The sequence below is a fragment of the Anoxybacillus tengchongensis genome, assembly GCF_014201585.1.
GTDB lineage: Bacteria > Bacillota > Bacilli > Bacillales > Anoxybacillaceae > Anoxybacillus > Anoxybacillus tengchongensis.
Map to the genome: position 1 here is coordinate 71,940 of NZ_JACHES010000001.1, position 18,856 is coordinate 90,795.

20 protein-coding genes and 1 tRNA gene are annotated in these 18,856 nt (G+C 40.2%); 14 read left to right on the forward strand and 7 right to left on the reverse strand.

Features of this window, described 5'->3' with window-relative positions; genetic code table 11:
• The first annotated feature begins 87 nt into the window (after nucleotides 1-87).
• Together HNQ82_RS00385 and HNQ82_RS00390 are read left to right on the forward strand one after the other, a co-directional pair.
• The gene (locus HNQ82_RS00385; protein WP_183246209.1) at nucleotides 88-792 is read left to right on the forward strand and encodes a tRNA (adenine(22)-N(1))-methyltransferase; all 705 of its coding nucleotides are present in this window, start codon (nucleotides 88-90) and stop codon (nucleotides 790-792) included.
• Nucleotides 789-1,907 (forward strand): Nif3-like dinuclear metal center hexameric protein, encoded by a 1,119-nt coding sequence (locus HNQ82_RS00390; protein ID WP_183246213.1) that lies wholly within the window; start codon nucleotides 789-791, stop codon nucleotides 1,905-1,907. The genes HNQ82_RS00385 and HNQ82_RS00390 overlap by 4 nt, the downstream gene beginning before the upstream one ends.
• A 9-nt stretch (nucleotides 1,908-1,916) precedes the next feature.
• On the opposite strand, the gene HNQ82_RS00395 is transcribed toward HNQ82_RS00390, so the two are convergent.
• The gene (locus HNQ82_RS00395) at nucleotides 1,917-2,864 is read right to left on the reverse strand and encodes a 4-hydroxy-3-methylbut-2-enyl diphosphate reductase (protein ID WP_183246215.1); all 948 of its coding nucleotides are present in this window, start codon (nucleotides 2,862-2,864) and stop codon (nucleotides 1,917-1,919) included.
• Between the two features lie 68 nt (nucleotides 2,865-2,932).
• On the reverse strand, nucleotides 2,933-3,394 hold the full coding sequence (gene vrrA / locus HNQ82_RS00400) for a VrrA/YqfQ family protein (RefSeq protein ID WP_183246217.1): 462 nt from the start codon (nucleotides 3,392-3,394) through the stop codon (nucleotides 2,933-2,935).
• 156 nt (nucleotides 3,395-3,550) lie between these two features.
• On the opposite strand from vrrA, the gene HNQ82_RS00405 reads away from it, so the two are divergent.
• A complete protein-coding gene (locus HNQ82_RS00405; protein ID WP_183246219.1) occupies nucleotides 3,551-4,831 on the forward strand; it encodes a DEAD/DEAH box helicase in 1,281 nt (426 codons plus the stop codon).
• 13 nt (nucleotides 4,832-4,844) lie between these two features.
• Nucleotides 4,845-5,732, forward strand: a complete 888-nt coding sequence (locus HNQ82_RS00410; protein ID WP_183246221.1) for a deoxyribonuclease IV — start codon at nucleotides 4,845-4,847, stop codon at nucleotides 5,730-5,732.
• A gap of 26 nt (nucleotides 5,733-5,758) precedes the next feature.
• Here the strand turns inward: HNQ82_RS00410 and HNQ82_RS14640 are convergent, their stop codons facing one another.
• The gene (locus HNQ82_RS14640; RefSeq protein ID WP_032100074.1) at nucleotides 5,759-6,013 is read right to left on the reverse strand and encodes a DUF2624 family protein; all 255 of its coding nucleotides are present in this window, start codon (nucleotides 6,011-6,013) and stop codon (nucleotides 5,759-5,761) included.
• 66 nt (nucleotides 6,014-6,079) lie between these two features.
• On the opposite strand from HNQ82_RS14640, the gene HNQ82_RS00420 reads away from it, so the two are divergent.
• From HNQ82_RS00420 to HNQ82_RS00435, 4 genes are read left to right on the forward strand one after another with little or no spacing between them, the layout of a single operon-like run.
• Complete coding sequence (locus tag HNQ82_RS00420; RefSeq protein ID WP_183246223.1) at nucleotides 6,080-6,973, forward strand: YitT family protein; 894 nt, start codon at nucleotides 6,080-6,082, stop codon at nucleotides 6,971-6,973.
• 58 nt (nucleotides 6,974-7,031) lie between these two features.
• Nucleotides 7,032-7,787, forward strand: coding sequence for a metal ABC transporter ATP-binding protein (locus HNQ82_RS00425; protein ID WP_183246225.1), 756 nt, complete (start codon nucleotides 7,032-7,034; stop codon nucleotides 7,785-7,787).
• A gap of 14 nt (nucleotides 7,788-7,801) precedes the next feature.
• Nucleotides 7,802-8,635, forward strand: a complete 834-nt coding sequence (locus HNQ82_RS00430) for a metal ABC transporter permease (protein WP_183246227.1) — start codon at nucleotides 7,802-7,804, stop codon at nucleotides 8,633-8,635.
• Between the two features lie 6 nt (nucleotides 8,636-8,641).
• Nucleotides 8,642-9,067 carry a Fur family transcriptional regulator gene (locus tag HNQ82_RS00435; RefSeq protein ID WP_032100070.1) on the forward strand — a complete coding sequence of 142 codons (426 nt, stop codon included), beginning with the start codon at nucleotides 8,642-8,644 and terminating at the stop codon, nucleotides 9,065-9,067.
• Nucleotides 9,068-9,069: 2 nt separating this feature from the next.
• Here the strand turns inward: HNQ82_RS00435 and HNQ82_RS00440 are convergent, their stop codons facing one another.
• On the reverse strand, nucleotides 9,070-9,645 hold the full coding sequence (locus HNQ82_RS00440) for a 5' nucleotidase, NT5C type (RefSeq protein WP_183246230.1): 576 nt from the start codon (nucleotides 9,643-9,645) through the stop codon (nucleotides 9,070-9,072).
• A gap of 129 nt (nucleotides 9,646-9,774) precedes the next feature.
• On the opposite strand from HNQ82_RS00440, the gene HNQ82_RS00445 reads away from it, so the two are divergent.
• Nucleotides 9,775-10,113 (forward strand): DUF4190 domain-containing protein, encoded by a 339-nt coding sequence (locus HNQ82_RS00445; protein WP_183246232.1) that lies wholly within the window; start codon nucleotides 9,775-9,777, stop codon nucleotides 10,111-10,113.
• A gap of 21 nt (nucleotides 10,114-10,134) precedes the next feature.
• Here HNQ82_RS00445 and ispG read toward each other — a convergent pair whose 3' ends face one another.
• Nucleotides 10,135-11,229, reverse strand: a complete 1,095-nt coding sequence (gene ispG, locus HNQ82_RS00450; protein WP_183246234.1) for a flavodoxin-dependent (E)-4-hydroxy-3-methylbut-2-enyl-diphosphate synthase — start codon at nucleotides 11,227-11,229, stop codon at nucleotides 10,135-10,137.
• Nucleotides 11,230-11,308: 79 nt separating this feature from the next.
• Nucleotides 11,309-11,620, reverse strand: a complete 312-nt coding sequence (locus HNQ82_RS00455) for a LysM peptidoglycan-binding domain-containing protein (protein WP_183246236.1) — start codon at nucleotides 11,618-11,620, stop codon at nucleotides 11,309-11,311.
• Nucleotides 11,621-11,783: 163 nt separating this feature from the next.
• Between HNQ82_RS00455 and HNQ82_RS00460 the strand changes: the two genes are divergently transcribed.
• Entirely contained in the window at nucleotides 11,784-13,526 is a 1,743-nt protein-coding gene (locus HNQ82_RS00460; protein WP_183246238.1) for a methyl-accepting chemotaxis protein, read from the forward strand.
• Between the two features lie 12 nt (nucleotides 13,527-13,538).
• On the opposite strand, the gene HNQ82_RS00465 is transcribed toward HNQ82_RS00460, so the two are convergent.
• Nucleotides 13,539-14,312 (reverse strand): DUF1189 domain-containing protein, encoded by a 774-nt coding sequence (locus tag HNQ82_RS00465; protein ID WP_183246240.1) that lies wholly within the window; start codon nucleotides 14,310-14,312, stop codon nucleotides 13,539-13,541.
• 129 nt (nucleotides 14,313-14,441) lie between these two features.
• Here HNQ82_RS00465 and HNQ82_RS00470 point away from each other — a divergent pair.
• From HNQ82_RS00470 to HNQ82_RS00485, 4 genes are all read left to right on the forward strand, one after another.
• Nucleotides 14,442-14,515 (forward strand) — tRNA-Ile (locus tag HNQ82_RS00470).
• 167 nt (nucleotides 14,516-14,682) lie between these two features.
• Complete coding sequence (gene sodA, locus HNQ82_RS00475) at nucleotides 14,683-15,291, forward strand: superoxide dismutase SodA (protein ID WP_183246242.1); 609 nt, start codon at nucleotides 14,683-14,685, stop codon at nucleotides 15,289-15,291.
• A gap of 91 nt (nucleotides 15,292-15,382) precedes the next feature.
• Nucleotides 15,383-16,597, forward strand: a complete 1,215-nt coding sequence (locus tag HNQ82_RS00480) for an MFS transporter (RefSeq protein ID WP_183246244.1) — start codon at nucleotides 15,383-15,385, stop codon at nucleotides 16,595-16,597.
• Nucleotides 16,598-16,658: 61 nt separating this feature from the next.
• Nucleotides 16,659-18,812, forward strand: coding sequence for a peptidoglycan D,D-transpeptidase FtsI family protein (locus HNQ82_RS00485; RefSeq protein ID WP_183246246.1), 2,154 nt, complete (start codon nucleotides 16,659-16,661; stop codon nucleotides 18,810-18,812).
• The last annotated feature ends 44 nt before the right edge of the window (nucleotides 18,813-18,856 follow it).

The following is an 18,856-nucleotide window of genomic DNA, read 5'->3' on the forward strand; positions in this document are numbered from 1 at the left end:
AGTAGAAAAGTCCCTTTACCTCGGTGAAGGGATTTTTCGTTTTTTGCAAAACATGATAAACTGAAGAAAAAAGTGTGGTGACTATCATTGAACGAATTACAGCTATCTAAACGGTTACAAACAGTTGTTTCATTCATTCCAAAAGGAAGCGTACTAGCAGACATCGGTTCAGACCATGCTTATTTGCCATGCTATGCATATTTGCATGGATACATAACAAAAGCGATTGCGGGTGAGGTAGCGGATGGGCCGTTTCGTTCAGCAAAGCAACAAGTGGAAAAATGCGGACTTTCTCGTGTCATTTCCGTTCGTAAAGGGGACGGACTACAAGTTGTTGCGCCAAATGAGGTAAATTGTGTCACAATTGCCGGGATGGGGGGTACGCTCATCTCAAACATTTTAGAAGCAGGAAAAGGAAAATTAACAGCTGTGAAGCGGCTCATTTTACAACCAAATGTCGGTGCGCATATTGTACGGCGATGGCTGTTAGAAAATGAGTGGGAGCTAATAGATGAACGCATTTTAGAAGAAGATGGACAAATTTATGAAGTGCTCGTTGCGGAGCGTGGCAATCCTTATCGGCCATATACGCAGCTCCATGTCGAATTGTTGCTCGGTCCGTTTTTATTGAAAGAGCGAAATGACGTGTTTGAAAAAAAATGGGCGCTAGAAATGAAACATTGGCGGGATGTCATCGAGCAACTGAAACATGCAAAAACAGAAGAAGCAATGAAAAAGAAACAACAATTTGTTGAAACATTGCATATGGTAGAGGAGGCTTTAAACAGATGAAAACCCCAAACGGATATGAAATGATTCAACTGTTCGAACAGTTTGCTCCAAAACATTTGGCGATGGAAGGGGATAAAATCGGTTTACAAATCGGTACGTTAAACAAGCCAATTCGACGCATCATGATTACGTTAGACGTATTAGAACATGTTGTCGATGAAGCCATTGTGCATGAAATTGATTTAATTATTGCGCATCATCCACCGATTTTTCGTCCGCTTAAACATATTGTTACCGATCAGCCGTATGGTCGCATGATTGAAAAGTGTATCAAACATAACATTGCTATTTACGCTGCGCACACGAATTTAGATATCGCTAAGGGCGGGGTGAACGACTGGATCGCTGAGGCACTGCAATTACAAAATGTTGATGTTCTCGTACCAACGTACGAAGAGCCGTTGAAAAAGCTTGTCGTATATGTGCCACGCACACATGCAGATGCGGTGCGCAAAGCAATGGGCGATGCCGGTGCTGGACATATCGGAAATTATAGCCATTGTACATTTAATAGCGAAGGCATAGGTACGTTTTTACCAGAAGAAGGAGCAAATCCGTTTATCGGTCAACAAGGGAAGTTAGAAACAGTAGAAGAAGTACGCATCGAAACGATCGTCCCTGCACGTTTGCAACGAAAAGTCATTCGAGCGATGTTACAAACTCATCCGTATGAAGAAGTAGCGTATGATGTATATCCGCTTGACAATAAAGGGACGACATATGGGCTCGGACGAATCGGGACATTAAGCGAAGAGATGACGTTGCAACAATTTGCGGAACATGTGAAAACATCATTGCATGTACCGGCTGTTCGTGTCGTTGGTGAATTGGCGAGTCGTGTTCGTAAAGTTGCAGTCATTGGTGGTGACGGAAATAAATATATTCACGAAGCAAAAATGAGCGGTGCCGATGTGTACGTAACAGGTGACTTATATTATCATGTCGCACATGATGCGTTAATGCTCGGTTTAAATGTCGTTGACCCGGGGCATCATGTCGAAAAGGTGATGAAAGAAGGAGTGGCGAACGTATTAAAAACGATGTGTGCACAACAAAAATTCGATGTCGATATATACGTGTCGCAAACGAACACAGAGCCGTTTACGTTCATATAAAAAAGAGGCTTATTCGCCTCTTTTTTTCACTTTTGGTAAAATTTTGGTTATTGGTACTTTTCGTTCACGCTTCCATGTTTCAGGATTGTTCGGATCAAACTGCTCTAAAAAGTCGATGACTTCTTTTGTAATGGGTGTTGGTGTGGATGCGCCGGCAGTCACTGCGACTTTTTTGGCGTCTTTAATCCATTCGATGTCGATTTCAGTCACGTCTGCAACACGATACGCTTTCGTTCCGGCAATTTCTTCAGATACTTGTGCGAGTCGATTGGAATTATTACTTCTTGGATCACCGACAACGATCGTTACATCTGCTTCTTTTGCTTGTTCAGCAACGGCTTCTTGCCGTACTTGGGTCGCTAAGCAAATTTCACGGTGCATTTCGACGTGCGGATATTTTTCTTTTACTTTTTCCATAATATGTGCCACATCCCATTGACTCATCGTCGTTTGGTTTGTCACAATAATGTGTTTCGATTGAATATTCAGTTGTTCTACATCTTCAGGTTTTTCAATTAAATGAACAGCGTGTGGTGCAACGCCAATTGCTCCTTCAGGTTCAGGATGTCCTTTTTTTCCGATGTAAATGACTTCATAGCCGTTCGCTACTTTTTCGCGAATTAAATCATGTGTTTTCGTGACATCTGGGCATGTGGCATCAATTGTAACAAGTCCTTTTTCTCTTGCGCGCTGTTTCACCTCAGGTGAAACACCGTGGGCAGTAAAAATGACTGTGCCACGATCGATACTTTCTAAAATTTCAAGTCGATTCGGGCCGTCGAGGGTAATAATTCCTTCTTCAGCGAATGCATCGGTTACATGTTTATTATGAACGATCATGCCTAAAATGTAGATCGGTCTTGGTAACGTCGGATCGAGCGCGGCGTTGCGGGCGATAACCATCGCATCAACGACTCCGTAACAATATCCGCGTGGCGTAATTTTAATGACTTCCATAATGGATCGCTCCTTCTTGGCGTGTTTGTCGTATTCATTATATAAAAGAAGGAGCGAACATACAAAAGTTAAATATATAGTTTTGGAATGGATTTCCCTTTTTCATACGTTTTTTCTTGTTTTCGTTCTTTTGCTGTTGGAACAGGACGTTGTTTTTTCGATGATTGCTGTTCAGTTTGTTTTTCGGTTGTTGCCGCACTTATTTCATTTGACGTTTTAGTTGTTTCGTTTGTATTGTCAGTTTGTTTTAGTTCACGAAAAATTCGCATCATCGATGGCACGCTTTTAATGAGTGGACCGTATTGTTGTACCATCGGTGTAATCGTTTGAACCATGTTTAACATTTTTTGTACATTTGTTAACATTGAATCAATACTCGGCAATGCTCCACCAGCACCAAATGCTTGTGTAGGAAGTTGGCTACCGAACAATCGCGAAAACATGCCTCCTTGTGCTTGTCGCATCATTGGTTGTTGCCACATGGGTGGTATCGGTGGACGCGAAGGTGGAAACATAAATGGACGTCGCAATGAAGTTCCTCCTTTCTTTACATGGTAAAGCTTTTTGCTCATTTTATCTATATTACGATATGCAAGAAAGCTCATATAGTTGAATGAACGGTTTATGTTCGTATATAATATGTAACTGGTCTATTTTTTATTGAATGAGAAAGGGGATGAGAAACGATGTTTGAACGTTTTCCGTTTCATCCGTTTATTATAGAGGCGATTCAACATTTAAAGTTTCATAAGCCGACACCTATTCAAGAGCGTGTCATTCCTGCTGTGTTGCGTGGTGAAAGTGTCATCGGCCAGTCGCAAACAGGAACAGGGAAGACACATGCTTATTTATTGCCAATCATTCAGCGTATTGATCCACGTGTAGACGAAGTACAAGCGGTAATTACTGCACCAACGCGTGAATTGGCAACACAAATTTATCATGAGGTATTAAAAATTGTAAAATTTTGTCCGAATGATCACCGCATTACAGCCCGATGTTTTGTTGGCGGAACGGATAAGTTACGGTCGATTGAAAAACTGAAAACACAGCCTCATCTTGTCATTGGTACACCGGGGCGCATTGATGATCTCGTTCGCGAACAAGCGTTATTTGTCCATACAGCCCGCATGCTCGTCGTTGACGAAGCAGATGTTATGCTCGATATGGGGTTTATTGCAGATGTTGATCGCATCGCAGGCCGTATGCCTGAAGATTTACAAATGTTAGTTTTTTCTGCAACAATTCCAGAAAAGTTAAAGCCGTTTTTGAAAAAGTATATGGAGAATCCGACTCATATTCATATCGCACCAAAACAAGTCGCAGCATCAACGATTGAACATATTTTAATTCCGCTTCGTCATCGTGATCGGTTGCAACTTTTACATGATATATTAGTTGCCTACAACCCATATTTAGCTATCGCGTTTGTAAATACGAGAAAAGCAGCTGACGAAGTAGCAAACGGTTTAATTGATAAAGGATTAAAAGTAGGCGTGTTACATGGAGATTTAACGCCACGTGAACGGAAAAAAATGATGAAAGCGATTCGTGATTTGCAATTTCAATATATTGTTGCAACGGATTTAGCGGCGCGTGGAATTGATATTGAGGGCGTCAGCCACGTCATTAACTATGAATTGCCGTCAGACGTAGATTTTTATGTTCATCGCATTGGTCGGACAGGACGTGCAGGTTATGCCGGCATTGCTGCAACGATTTATGAGTCATCAGATCAACATGCGCTAGTCAAGTTAGAAAAGAAAGGCATTCATTTTCTCCATCGTGATTTGCGCCACGGCGAATGGATCGAACTTGATGCATGGAACGGACGGAAAAAAGAGAAAAAAGTTGATGAAGTAGAGCAACTCGTTGAAAAAATAGCGAAAAAACAAAAGAAAGTAAAGCCGGGATATAAGAAAAAATTGCGAGAACAATTAAAAAAACAAAGAGCGAAAAAGAAATAAGGGAGAGAAGAGTGTGTTAAAAATTGGTTCACACGTATCGATGAGCGGAAAAGAGATGCTGTTGGCCGCGAGTAAAGAAGCGGTATCGTATGGGGCAAATACTTTTATGATTTATACGGGAGCACCACAAAACACGAGACGGAAACCAATCGAAGAACTAAACATTGATAAAGGACGTGCCCATATGAAAGAACATGGGATTGATGAAATCGTCGTACATGCTCCGTACATCATTAATATCGGTAATACAATGAATGCCGATACATTTTCTCTAGGCGTTTCTTTTTTACGTTCGGAAATTGAACGAACGGAAGCGATTGGTGCCAAGCAGCTTGTCCTTCATCCTGGAGCGCACGTTGGGGCAGGCATTGAAGCAGGAATTGAAAAAATTATTGAAGGATTAAATGAAGTGATGACAACTGACCAACAAGTACAAATTGCTTTAGAAACGATGGCAGGAAAAGGATCGGAATGTGGCAGTCGTTTTGAAGAGTTAGCGAAAATCATTGATGGTGTGACACATAATGATAAATTGTCTGTCTGTTTCGATACGTGTCATACGCACGATGCGGGATACGATATTGTGAATGATTTTGACGGTGTATTAGAGCAATTTGATCGCATCATTGGGCTTGACCGTCTCAAAGTATTGCATATTAATGACAGTAAAAATCCGTGTGGAAGCCGCAAAGACCGTCATGAAAATATCGGTTTTGGTCATATCGGTTTTGACGCATTAAATTATATTGTGCATCATCCGCAGCTTATGCATGTGCCAAAAATTTTAGAAACGCCGTATGTTGGTGAGAAAGCGTCTGCGAGGCCACCATATAAATTCGAAATTGCCATGTTGCGTGCACAACAGTTCGATCCGAACGTTCGCGAAAAAATTGTTGAGTAGAAGAAGGCTGTCCGTAGGCAGCCTTCTTACTGTATAAATTGGCGAATGAAGTCATTGGCTTGTTTAGCGAGTTGTGGTGATGTGCGATGGGCGAGTTCGCGAATCCATTTTTTTCTTTCTTGTTCATTAAACACATCAAGTGTCTTTTCGCGCATCATTTGAATAATCGTTTCTGCATCTTTTGGCGAGAGCGAAACGTCATATTGTTTTGCATACGTCATTAACTCATTTGCGGTGATGGATTTCATTTTATGTTGAACGATTTTATGATATACATTCACGTCACATCCCTCCTTGTTTACGATATGAATGGGAAAAGGAAGGTGTGCAATGATATAATAAAATAGATGAAGGGAGAGATTGGAGTGAAAAGACAACATAGAAAAGAGACAGTTGGTCATTTGTTGTATCGTCTTGTAATGATGACAATTGGTGCAACGCTCGCAGCGTTATCCATCGAGCTGTTTTTAGTGCCAAATGAAATTATTGATGGTGGGGTAATTGGTATTTCCCTTATTCTTGATCGCATTCTTCCAAATTACACATGGTTGAACTTTGCTACACTTGTTATTTTGTTGAATACACCATTTATGTATTTTGGTTATAAACAAATCGGAAAAACGTTTATGCTTTCCTCCTTGTATTCCATCGTTGTGTTAGCTGTTATGGAACGGTTATTTCACCATGTATCTCCATTTACAACAGATTCCATTTTAGCGACAGTATTTGGCGGAGCTATTCTTGGTGCAGGCGTAGGACTTGTCATTCGCCATGGTGGCTCATTAGATGGGACAGAAATTTTAGGGATTTTAATGACGAAAAAATTACCGTTTTCCGTTGGTGAATTTGTTATGTTTACAAACGTTTTTATTTTTACTTGGGCTGCGTTTGTATTCGGACCGAAACAGGCGATGTACTCTGTTCTAACTTATTATATCGCTTTCAAGACAATTGATACAGTCATTCAAGGATTAGATGAAACAAAAGCAGTATTGATCGTATCGGACCGTTATGAGGAAGTATCAGATGCGATTTTAAATCGACTCGGACGCGGGACAACGAAGCTGATGGGGAAAGGCGGATATACGGATGAGCAAAAAGAAGTCATTTATGCTGTCGTTACTCGCTTAGAAGTGACGAAGCTGAAGTCGATTGTATACGAAATTGATCCAAATGCTTTTATTACCATTATGAATACGCAAGAAGTACGCGGAGCGAAATTCAAGTCTGCTATTCATTAATGACAATAAATGCGCTATACTATGAATCGGAATCATTTTGAATTAAGGTGGTCAAACGATGGACGATATTTTACGTGTTGAGAATGTATCGTTTCGATATGATGATGAAGATGTATTGCAACATATCAATTTTCACATTCCAAAAGGTGCGTTCGTCGGTTTAGTTGGGCCAAATGGCTCAGGAAAATCGACATTGTTAAAATGTATTTTACGGTTGCTAAAACCACAAACAGGACAAATTTTTTTATTTGGCACACCAATTGAGCAGTTTAAAGATTGGCATAAAATCGGTTTTGTATCTCAAAAAGCAAATAGTTTTAATACTGGATTTCCCGCGACCGTGTATGAAGTTGTCGCAAGCGGCTTAACAGGAAAGTTAGGTTTATTTCGACGATTAAACAAACGCGATGAAAAAGCGGTATATGAAGCGATCGATGCGGTTGGCATGGGCCCGTTTATTCGTCGTAATATCGGGGAACTTTCGGGCGGTCAACAACAGCGTGTATTTATCGCTCGCGCCATCGTGTCGCAACCAGAGTTTTTAATTTTAGATGAACCGACTGTCGGGGTCGATGTGCATCATGTACAAAGTTTTTACGACATGCTTGAGCGGTTAAATAAGCAACATCACATGACATTACTCCTTGTGACACACGATATTGGAACGATTACAGAAAAAGTGACACATGTCGCATGTTTAAACAAACATTTACATTTCCATGGCAGTGTGCAACAGTTCGCTCAGCTGAAAACAGAAGATTTAGCATCGTTTTACGGGCATCATCTTCATTTACTTGCTCACGATCACGCATAGAAAGGAGAGGGGATATGCTAGAGGCATTGTTTCAATATGAGTTTTTACAAAACGCGTTTATTGTTGGTATATTGATCGGATTTATCGCCCCTCTTTTAGGTGTGTTCATTGTCGTCAGAAGGCTATCGCTTATTGCTGATGCATTAAGCCACGTAACACTTGCGGGAATTGCAGCCAGCTTACTTGTACAAAAAAAATTTTTAACGTTTGCGACATTAAACCCGATTTATATTGGGATGGCATTTTCTGTCGTAGGTTCGTTATTTATTGAAAAGTTGCGTACGGTATATAAGCATTATCAAGAATTAGCGATTCCAATCATTTTATCAGGAGGCATCGGTTTAAGTGTCATTTTTATTTCACTTGCGGATGGCTTTAATACCGATTTGTTTTCATATTTATTTGGAAGCGTCAGTGCAGTCAGCACAACGGACGTATGGACGATTAGCATCATTTTTTTCATCGTGCTTACTGTCATTTTTCTGTTTTATAAAGAGTGGTTTATTTTATCATTCGACGAAGAATATGCGCAAGCATCGGGAGTGAAAGTAAAATCGCTCCATTTTGTTTTCATTGTGTTAGTAGCTCTTGTCATTGCTGCGTCAATGCGAATTGTCGGCATTTTGCTTGTTTCGTCACTCATGACGCTTCCTGTTGCTGCAAGCATTCGAATAGCGAAAGGATTTAAACAAGCGCTATGGTTGTCTGTTATATTCGGGGAGCTTGCGGTTATTGTCGGATTGTTTCTTTCTTATTATTTGAATTTAGCTCCTGGTGGAACAATCGTTTTATTAGCAGTTTGTATATTAATTGGGGCGATCATGTGGAAAAAATGGAAGAGAGGATGACAAAGCGTGAACGTTTCTGAAGCGCTACGGTTAATGAAAGAGAAGGGATTTAAGTATACAGGAAAGCGCGAAGAAATGCTTGAGCTGTTCGCAAAAACAGATAAATATTTAACTGCAAAAGATGTGCTGGATGTGATGAAAGAGAGGTATCCGGGACTTAGTTTTGATACGGTTTATCGCAACTTGGCACTATTTGTTGAACTCGGAATTTTAGAAATGACGGAGCTATCTGGGGAAAAGCACTTTCGGTTTACATGTAATATGCACCATCACCATCATCATTTTATTTGCATGTCGTGTGGTAAAACGAAAGAGCTTGTGACTTGTCCGATGAACGAATTAATGGAAGATTTACAAGGATACACTATATCAGGACATAAATTTGAAGTGTACGGAACGTGCCCGATGTGCCAACAACAAGCTGACGTGTAATGTCAGCTTGTTGTTGTAAGTAATTTTTCTACTTGTTGTTTCGCCTCATGCCAATTGTACACACGAATGACGCCTTTTGGTAGTGGACCACGATTGTACGGGGTATCAAATAAAATGACGGGAATAAGGCATTGTTCCGCAATGTCGCAAGCGTTATCGTATTTATCTTCAAAAAAAATGTCGATTTTATATTTTTTTACGGCTTCAATTTTATTGTGCGAACCGATAAGCTCAATATGATGATAATGAACACCGTATTGTTGAAACCATTTTTCTGTGACTTCATATAAGTGGCGACCTCGTGCACTAATGTAATATAGCTCATACTCATCTTTCCAGCTATTAATGACCTCTAACGCTCCATTCGCAAGAGGGGCCTCACTATAAATGATTGGTTCATATCGCTCCATCCATTCATTTAATATTTCTTCCGTCGTATCTAAAAAAGGGACTAAATCGTAATCGGTAATATCATCGAGCGTTAAATTTTTTTGGAACGACTTGTTTAAGTATGGGATAAATGTGCTTGGACATGTGACTGTTCCATCAATATCGATGCCAAATCGTCGCTTGATCATGTTTGTTCATCCTTTCTATGATGGGGTTTCTTGCCCATTATAACATTGACATAAAGTAACATCTATAATGACGTATCGCTTATTACATAATAATAGTGCTCCTCATTTTACGAAAGCGAGGGAATTGTCATGGACAATGAACGTCAGCAACAATCGTACGACAATGCACGAATCGACACTGTTCCAAATGTTGAAAGAGATTTTATGGAAGAAACAGCAGGTGAAATTGCTGAACCGATTCGATTTTCTGATCGGGAGGTAAGGCATGAAGAAAACGGTCGTGGCGTCGGCTGGCTTGCGCTTGCTTTATCGGTTGTTTCCCTTTTTCTTATGCCAGTCATTATGGGAGCAGCTGGCATTATTTTCGGATTTATCGCCCGCCGTCGAGGAGCAGAAACGTTAGGTGCTTGGGCGATTGGAATTGGTGCTGTTTCCATTATTTTAAGCTTTTTCGTCCGATTTTTGTAAATAAGAGGGGAATATCCCCTCTTATTTTTGCTTTCCTTTCAATGCATATTCTTCCGCTAATTTATCAATTTCTTTTTTTAATTCTTCGACCATCGTTTCTTCAGGTACTTTGCGGACAATTTTTCCGTGTCGGAACAATAATCCTTCTCCGCGAGCCCCTGCAATACCGATGTCAGCTTCACGCGCTTCTCCAGGTCCGTTTACTGCGCAGCCGAGAACCGCTACTTTAATAGGTGCTTTAATTTGGGCAATATACTCTTCAATTTCATTTGCGATGCTAATTAAGTCAATTTCAATTCGTCCGCATGTTGGACAAGAAATTAATGTTGCAGCGTTCGCAGCAAGACCGAATGCTTTCAACAACTCGCGAGCCACTTTTACTTCTTCAACAGGATCAGCGCTAAGGGATACACGCACCGTGTTACCAATCCCTTTACTTAAAATGGCGCCGAGTCCGGCCGCACTTTTTACCGTTCCTGCAAATAACGTACCCGATTCTGTAATGCCAAGGTGTAGCGGATAGTCGAATGCGCGAGCCGCTTTTTCGTATGCTTCAATCGCTAAACGAACATCGGAAGCTTTCAATGACACGATAATATCTTGAAAATCAAGGTCTTCTAAAATACGGATATGATGCAAAGCACTTTCGACCATTCCGTCTGCAGTAGGATACCCGTATTTTTCTAAAATGCGCTTTTCAAGCGAACCGGCGTTCACCCCGATGCGAATCGGTACGCCACGCTCTTTTGCGGCTTTGACAACGGCTTCGACTTTTTCGCGCTTGCCGATATTTCCTGGGTTAATGCGAATTTTATCGGCCCCGTTTTCAATCGCTTTTAAAGCAAGGCGATAGTCAAAATGAATATCAACAACGAGTGGAATATTAATGCGCTTTTTTATTTCAGCAATCGCATCTGCTGCTCTTTCATCTGGGCAAGCAACGCGAACGATTTGGCATCCAGCTTCTTCAAGTCGATGAATTTGGGCAACAGTTGCATCGACATCATGTGTTTTTGTTGTCGTCATACTTTGAATGACAACTTCATTGTTCCCGCCAATTGTAATATTTCCTACACGAACAGGACGGGTTTTTGAACGATGAATGATTTCACTCACGCGCTAATCGCTCCTTTAACGTATTGATCAAATCATTTTTTATTGTAGCAATGTTTCTCATTTGTTGACAATGTTTTTGCTATTTCCGTTTATATTGTGGAATGCGATATGTTTTTCCAATTTGAAGTGAATGGGCATTTACATGTGGATTTAATGCTTGAAAATCAGCGATGAGTTTATCAATTGGCACAGGTAATTGTCCATTTATTTCACGCTCGATAATGGACAGGAGTGTATCGCCGCGTTGGACAGTTACTTCGCGATACGGTAACTCGTTCGTTTGTTTGTCCGTTGTTTGTGAACGAATCATATGAATCGTTCCGTCTGTTAGATCATGGTAAGCAATCGCACATATAGCAATGAAGATAAGAAATATAAACATGTTTTTCATTCCATTTCCCACCTACTATTTCTTCTTACTTTATTCATATGGCTTGTCCCCATGAGATATGAGTAAAAATTACATTCCCTTTACATCACTTAACATTCACTTAACGTAACATTTATATTTTTTTGGTATTCTTTGTCTGTATTTGTCGAAGGGGGGATGTGTCGTGCGTGCACAAATGAAGCAGCCATTGAAAAATATAAAAACACATATGAGAACATTTCATGCTCAGCTATCACCAAAAGTAAAACAATGGTTATTAAAAATTAGTTTACAAAACCGTTTATTCATTTTATTTTTTAGCGTTTTAATTACTTCGCTGAGCATTGTTGGGATGATTGCTTATCACCAAGCGAAAGAAGCGACGGTAAAAGCGATTGAAAACCGTCTGGAAAGAGAAGCGACGATGATGTTTGAAGTGACACGTAATCTTATGTATATTCATGCAGGAAATGAACAACTATTTGAAAAAAGTTTACGTTCTGCGATCAAACAGCAAAAAGCAGAACTTATGCAAGATGGTCTAAGTGTAGATATATTTTTAATTCGAGATGAGAAAGTCAAAACATTTGAGCGAAATGAGCAACTCCATGTACCGAAATCGATCCAAGAAACGATTGCGAAGAAAAAAAATGGTGTGTCGCATTTGGAGTGGAACGGACGTACATATACATTTGCGTATAAAACGATTCAAGAGTTAAAAGGAACATACGTTGTAGCTGTACCTGATGAACAGTTTATGCAACCTATTCAACAACTCGCCAATCTAACACTTATGGCCATTGTGATTAGCGTTATCGTTGCAACATTTATGATTAGATGGTTAGTTAGTGGATTAACGAAGCCGATTGCTCAACTTCGTCATGCAATGAGCCGATTATCGCGAGGAGATTTAACGGTTGACGAACATATGTATTCGACGACGCCGGAAATCGATTCGCTTGCGCGTAGTTTTCAACGAATGTTGACGAGCATGAAAACGGTCATTCGTGAAATGAACGAAACAACAAAACAGTTAGCTATTACAGGAGGGGACTTAGAGCACGTCTCTGAACATATCATTGAATCAAACGATCAACTCATATCAGCTATTGCAACTGTAAAGCAAGGAGCAGAAGAAACGGCAAATGCTTCAGATGAAAGCATTCATCACGTGGATGAGATGAAAAAGAGGATGCAACATGTGTTAGCAAGTGTACAAAACATTTCAGCAAGTGCGACCGATATGAATGAATCATCGAAAGGTGGAGAAAAGCGACTGGCGCATTTAATTGCTGATATTCATTCATTTGCTGAGCAATTTAAAGAAGTAAATGATACGATTCAAAGTGTGAAACATCATTCTATGTTAATTACAAAAGTTGTCGATGTCATTCGTCAAATTGCCGAGCAAACGAAGTTATTGGCGCTCAATGCAACTATTGAAGCCGCTCGTGCTGGTGAAGCAGGAAAAGGATTTGCAGTTGTCGCTACAGAAGTGAGAAAACTGGCGGAACATGCTTCAAAAGCAACGGAAGAAATTACGTCATCCATTTTTGCAATGGAAGAAGTATCGATTCATGCGACTAACCAGTTTCAAGGGATGGTGACGCATTTACAGCATCAGTTGGCTTCTGCAAATGAAGCGAAGCGTTCGTTTGACCATTTATTAAAAGAGATTCAGCGTGTCAATCGCAACGTGGCACAAATGGAAAGTGAATTAGAGCAGTTTCAGCAATTATTGCCTATGATCGAAACAGTCACAGTGGCGTTTGCTTCGGTTGCTCAACAAACGTTAGCAAGCGCGGAAGAAATGATGTCGGTCTCGTATGATCAAACGAAGCAAATGAACGACATGTATCGTGTTGGTGAACGATTAAACGAATTATCTCAGTCGCTATCTACACTAACTACAGCATTTAAATTGTGAGAAGCAGGCTCATTAGCCTGCTTCTTTCACGGAAGGAAGTTCTTTAATGGAAACAAACAAAATGGTGATAGAAACGAACCAATCTAACGCGACAGCGTATGGAACGACAATTTGTAATGCTTCCATAACGGTAAAAAAGATCGTTGCTAGTGTGATGGAGTAAGCGGAAAGGCTCCACATGTGGCGATATGAGCCACGTTTATTTAACGTGCCGCGAAAAATAAGACCGATAAATGCTAGGACGGTAACGTAAAGAAATTTGCTCGTACATGTGAAAAAGTATAAAACAAAAAACGATAGCGAAATGACGATAGGGAGTAACGATTGTAGCGTGCCCGTAAATTCATATACATCTTTGTTTGTAAAACGCTCCACTTGCATGACACTATACGGATATGATTGAACGTGTCCATTTGCCACAAGTGCAAATTCTTCTTTTAAAAACGCCACTGCATTTGTATAGCGTGCTACATCATCTGTTGTTAGTGTACCTGTGCTATCCAATAACATCGTCACGTCAGGACGTATAATCTCAATCGGTTCTTTTTCATTAGCTATCAATACGCCATCAACGACTTCAAAAGGAGGAAGTTCTTCGGTCAATAGTTGATGCGTTGAGCCGATCATTTTGTTTATACTTATCGTAAAGTAAATAGCAATCGGCAACGTCGCAATAAGCGATAAAAAGAACACGTAACTAATCGCCTTTCCGATCGGATGAAAGCGAAAGCGAGCAATATGTACAGGAGAATAAAGACTTTGTAATAATCGTTTCCACATCATCATTCACATCCTTTACGCATCATCATTTCTCATTCTACTTCTTTTTATGTTCGCTACACAACCATTTTGTTTCAAGTGTAACATGTATTGACGATATGTATCTTTTTTGATAAAATTACCATCGGATATAGTGGACCCTTAGCTCAGCTGGTTAGAGCGGACGGCTCATAACCGTCTGGTCGCAGGTTCGAGTCCTGCAGGGTCCATTTGCCTCGCTAAGTAAATTAGCGAGGTTTTTTTGCAAATAATTTGAAACATTCGTTTTATTTTGGTACTCTTAAAGTAGGTTCACTTATGAAACTTTTCTGTTTCTAAATATAATTTATCCGTTTCATTTGTGAACAATTACATAATAAATGAGGAGGAATGAAGTATGGCATTTGAATTACCAAAATTGCCTTATGCTTACGACGCGTTAGAACCACATATTGATAAGGAAACAATGAACATTCATCACACAAAACATCATAACGCGTATGTAACCAACTTAAACGCAGCGCTTGAAGGTCATCCAGAATTGCAAAACAAAACAATTGAAGAGTTAATGGCCCATTTAGACGCGGTACCAGAAAACATCCGTACAGCTGTTCGTAACAACGGAGGCGGGCATGCAAACCATTCGCTCTTTTGGACTATTCTTTCACCAAATGGTGGCGGTGAACCAACAGGCGAATTAGCTGAGGCGATTAACAACACATTCGGTAGCTTCGAAAAGTTTAAAGAAGAATTTTCAAAAGCTGCTGCTACGCGCTTCGGTTCGGGTTGGGCATGGCTTGTCGTCCATAACGGCCAACTTGAAGTAACAAGCACACCGAACCAAGATACACCATTAATGGAAGGTAAAACACCAATTTTAGGATTAGACGTATGGGAGCATGCATATTACTTAAAATATCAAAACCGCCGTCCAGATTATATTTCAGCATTTTGGAATGTTGTCAACTGGGATGAAGTAGCGAAACGTTACGCGGCGGCAAAATAATGATGAAGAGCTCGGCAAATTTTGTCGGGCTCTTTTTGTATATCGCTATAAAAGAGTAGGCAAACTACTTGTCAAGAAAGGAAGTTTGCTTATGAACAGATGGAAACGGATCATCGTGCACATTCGCGCGCATCGACAATTGTTTCTTTTGTTGGCGATTGGCGGATTGTATTCTTTAAGTATCGCTTTGTCGAATACGTTTGTGAACGTATATGTTTGGAAAAAAGTGAACAGTTTTCATGCTCTAGGTGTGTACAATTTAGCGATCGTTACATGGCAGCCACTGGCGTTTATTGTTGCTGGGCAAATTGCAAAAAAGATTGATCGCGTCATCGTTTTACGCATGGGCGTTACGTTTTTAGCTCTCTTTTTTTTAGTTGTATTATTTAGCGGAAATAAAGCGATGAACCATTTGTTTTTACTTGGCGGGTTGCTCGGTGTCGGTTACGGCTTTTATTGGCTCGCATTTAACGTATTAACATTTGAAATTACTGAACCGAGCACACGTGATTTATTTAATGGATTGCTTGGGGCGATGACGTCTGTGGCTGGAATGATTGGCCCACCGCTGGCAGGCTGGGTTATTGCTTCAAGTGAGAAGTTTACCGGGTATATGGCGATTTTTTTAGCTTCCTTATGTTTGTTTCTTGTTGCTGTTATACTTAGCTTTTTTTTACATCGAAGAGGCTCGTCAGGACGCTTTGCGCTTCGCCCGGTGTATGATGAAAGAAAGAAAAATAAAAACTGGAGAATGATTACGAATGCCCATTTTTTTCAAGGATTTCGGGAAGGAACGTTTGTGTTTATTGTTTCCATTTTTTTATTTATGGCGACCGGAACAGAAAAAGCGCTTGGTGTATTTGGGTTGATTAACGCGATTGTCTCGTTTATGACGTACTCGTTTGCGTCTAAATATATAAAACGACAATGGCGGTTGCGCGCTATTTTATTTGGTGGCTTATTGTTATATGCCTCTGTCTTTTTACTCGTTTTTGATTTATCGTACACAAAGCTGATCATATATGGAGCGCTTATTGCGATCGGCTATCCGATTTTACTTGTTCCATATTTGTCGCTTACGTTTGACGTGATTGGACAAAGCAATCAGGCGAAAGAGTGGCGAATTGAATATATTGTCATTCGGGAATTGTTTTTGAACGGTGGACGTGCAACGTCTGTGTTATTGTTTTTAGTAGCCATTACGCTATTTGACGCAAAAGACGCCATTCCATCATTAATGTTAATTGTTGGGGCAGGTCATTTCATTATTTATTTTTTTGTTCGACGTATTCAACTTTCAATGTAGAAATTTGCGAGCGTTTCTTTTACAATGAGGAGGGAGCAAGTAAAGGAGGTGCTCGCTCGTTTTGAAGCAAATACAACAAGCTCAAAAGGCAAAGAAAAAGAAAAAACGAACGCAGTTGCCATTTCGATTAAATGTATTGTTTTTTGCTGTTTTTTTACTATTTTCTGCACTTATTTTACGATTAGGTGTGATCCAAATCGTTTACGGTGAGCAATATCGCAAGGAAGTAGAGCGTACGGAAAACGTCACTGTCAATACACCGGCGCCACGCGGGAAAATTTATGATCGCAACTATGAAGTCGTCGTTGATAACGAGCCACTCCATGCGATTACGTATACACGCACACAAACAACAAAAGCATCGGAAATGATTGAAGTAGCGAAAAAGTTAGCGATATACATTGAAAAGCCGACGGATCGTGTAACAGAACGGGACATAAAAGACTATTGGATTTTAACGAATGAGGAAAAAGCAAAAGAAAAAATTACAGAAAAAGAATGGAAACAGTTTCGCGCTAAAAAGTTAAAAGATAAAGATATTTATCGTCTGCAACTTGAACGTATTACAGAAGAAGATGTAAAAATGATTAAGGAAAAGGAACTTGAAGTTGTTGCTATTTTTCGGGAAATGAATAGCGGATACGCTTTGACACCACAAATGATTAAAAATAACGGCGTGACGGATGAAGAGTATGCGGTTGTTAGCGAACATTTAGAAGAACTGCCTGGTGTAGATGTCACAACAGATTGGAATCGTCATTATGCATTTGGTGATACATTTCGTACAGTGCTCGGAAATATTACATCGTCAGAAGAAGGATTGCCACGTGAAAAGCTTGATTATTATTTGGCGCGCGATTATAACCGAAATGATCGTGTAGGAAAAAGTTACATTGAAGCTCAATATGAAGATGTGTTGCGCGGGCAAAAGGCAAAAATTAAAAATGTGACCGATAAAGCAGGAAATATTATTGAAACGATTGAAATGTCGCAAGGACAGCGAGGCAAAGACATTGTATTAACGATCGACATGGAATTACAACAACGTGTCGAGAAAATTATTGAAGAAGAATTAATGACAATGAAACGGCGCGGTGGAACGGAATTGCTCGATCGTGCTTTTGTCGTGATGATGGACCCGAATACGGGAGAAATTTTATCGTTAGCCGGAAAACGGTACACACGTGATGAAAATGGGAAAGTAGTATTAAAAGATTATGCTCTTGGAACGATTACGTCAGCGTATGCGATGGGTTCAGCAGTAAAGGGAGCTACTGTATTAACAGGGTTTCAAACCGGTGTTATCCATCCTGGTACAGTACTCATTGATGAACCGTTATATATTAAAGGAACACCGACGAAAAAGTCGCATAGCGGTATTCGCCCAGGACCGATGAACGATTTAAAAGCGCTTGAAATGTCGTCGAACGTTTATATGTTTAAGACGGCAATTGCGATTGCTGGCTCTACGTATCGTCCGCATCAAGCGCTGCCGATTAAAAAAGAAGCATTTTCGATTATGCGAAGATACTTTAATCAGTTCGGTTTAGGAGTGAAAACAGGTATTGATTTACCTGGAGAAATTATTGGATGGCCTGGACAAAGTACGCTTCCAGGACACTTGCTTGACTTAGCTATTGGACAGTTTGATGTATATACACCAATTCAAATGGCACAATACGTTTCAACGATTGCTAACGGTGGATATCGCATTCAACCGCACGTTGTGAAAGAAATTCGTGAACCAATTAGTGAGAAAAATCAAATGGGAAACGTCATTTATTCGTTTGAACCGAAAGTGTTAAACCGAGTAGATATGAAAACTGAGTACATTGAACGCGTGCGTGAAGGATTTTATCGTGTCATGCATGGTTCAAACGGAACAGCGCGTGCCTTTTTCGCAAATGCTCCTTATGATCCAGCAGGAAAAACAGGAACCGCACAGGCGTTTTACGATGGACCGATCAAATCAAGACGGATGACGCCAACGTACAATTTGACGTTAGTTGGGTTTGCCCCTTACAACAACCCAGAAGTGGCGTTTGCCGTCGTTGTGCCTTGGGTATACCAAAATGCAAAAAACCATTATCCGATCAATAACTACATCGGGAGAAAAATTTTAGATGCATATTTTGAATTAAAAAAACAGCGCCAATTAGGACAACCATCTTCTACTGAATCGTTGAATAATGGTGAGGAAACAATGGAAAGATAGAAGAAAGCGAATTTACAAAAGCTTAACATTTGTTTAAAACGAAT